The organism is Alcanivorax sp. HI0044, assembly GCF_001634945.1.
Map to the genome: position 1 here is coordinate 1 of NZ_LWEZ01001470.1, position 1,503 is coordinate 1,503.

Annotated in this window: 1 protein-coding gene and 1 pseudogene; both read right to left on the reverse strand. The window is 59.0% G+C overall.

The annotated features are described in order from the left end of the window. Positions 1-407 (reverse strand): PleD family two-component system response regulator (locus tag A3730_RS22105; RefSeq protein ID WP_156501295.1); only part of this gene is annotated, 407 nt, incomplete at its 3' end. 105 nt (positions 408-512) lie between these two features. Further along, positions 513-1,503: pseudogene (locus A3730_RS32075) on the reverse strand (MFS transporter); the annotation flags it as partial.

Below are 1,503 nucleotides of genomic sequence, written 5' to 3' on the forward strand. Positions count from 1 at the left end.
TGCACCCGGTTGTGGCGCTGGATAATGCGGTCTGCGGCCATCACCCGGTGTTGCAGCTGTTCGGTCATGGCAGATTTGGAGACAAAATCGTCCACGCCCTGATCAAAGGCCTGTTGCAGGGCGTCCACCCCTTCGCGGGCGGTGAGTAGCAGCACATAGGTATAGCGGTTGTTGGCTTCGTCGTTCTGGCGGATACGGCGGGTCAGCTCCAGGCCGTCCATGCCGGGCATCAACCAGTCTGCCACGACCAGGTCGGCGGGTTTCTCGGCCAGCTGGCCAAGGGCATCGTGAGCGCTGTGGGCATGACGGATGCGGGTATAGCCGGCGGTGGCCAGAGTGCGGTTGACCACGGCGGCGGAAAAACGGGCATCGTCCACAACCAGTATGTCGAGTTCGGAGACGTTCATTGGCTTTCTTGTTGTTTTTTGTAAGTCTCGACTATAGCCGGTTTGTGAATTGATTGAAAAGTATACTGTGAACAGGTCGATCTTTCGTGGTTCCGGGCCTGGACCTCAGTCCCGGAAAGCGCTGTGGCGCTGGATCAGGTAGATCAGGCCCAGCACCGGTACGCCCATCAGGCTGGCGAGCAGGAAAAAGCCCGGGTAGCCCAGGTTGTCCACCATGCTGCCGGAGTAGCCGCCGATGGTTTTGGGTAACAGCGTCATCAGCGAGCTGAAGATGGCGTATTGCACGGCGGTGAAGGAGACATTGGTAAGCTGCGACAGGAACGCCACAAAGGCGGCGCTGGCCAGCCCGGCGGTGAGGTTGTCGGCGGAGATCACCGCATAGAGGATGCGGATGTCGTGGCCCGCATAGGCCAGCCACAGGAACAACAGGTTGGTGGCCACGGTCAGGAACGCCCCCAGGTAAAGCACCCGGATCACGCCGTGACGCATGGCCAGCAGCCCGCCCAGAAAGCCGCCGGCAATGGTCATGAATAGCCCAAAGGTTTTTACCACGCCGGCAATCTCGTTCTTGGTGAAGCCCATGTCTTCAAAAAAGACGTTGGAAATCACTCCCAGCACAATATCGGAAACGCGATAAAACCCCACGAAAACCAGCAGCAACAATGCCAGGCGTTTGCCATAGCGCTGGAAAAAATCTTTTACCGGGTCGAGATAACTTTCCTGTACCAGCTGCTTGTCATATAGCGGGGTCAGGGAGAGTAGCTTGATCAGGGCGGCCACCAGCGTTATCGCCAGGGCCAGACGCAGGGTTTCCACCACCAGACCGGACAAGGCTCCGTTATTCACCGCGTCAGTGAGTGTCTGACGGAGCGTGGCGGCGGACTCGGCAGTGAATACGTAGACGCTCACAAAGGCGGCGATACCGGCCACAAACAGGGTCAGGAACTTGAGGTACTGGCGGCTGGTGTACTGCGCGTTGGAGGGCCGGTGGTTTTCCGGTTCGCGAATGATCAGGGTGGTGACGGCCCCGACCAGCATGGTTAGCGCCATGATGGCATAGGTGCTTTGCCAGGCGGCGTAGCTGTAGGACTCGCTG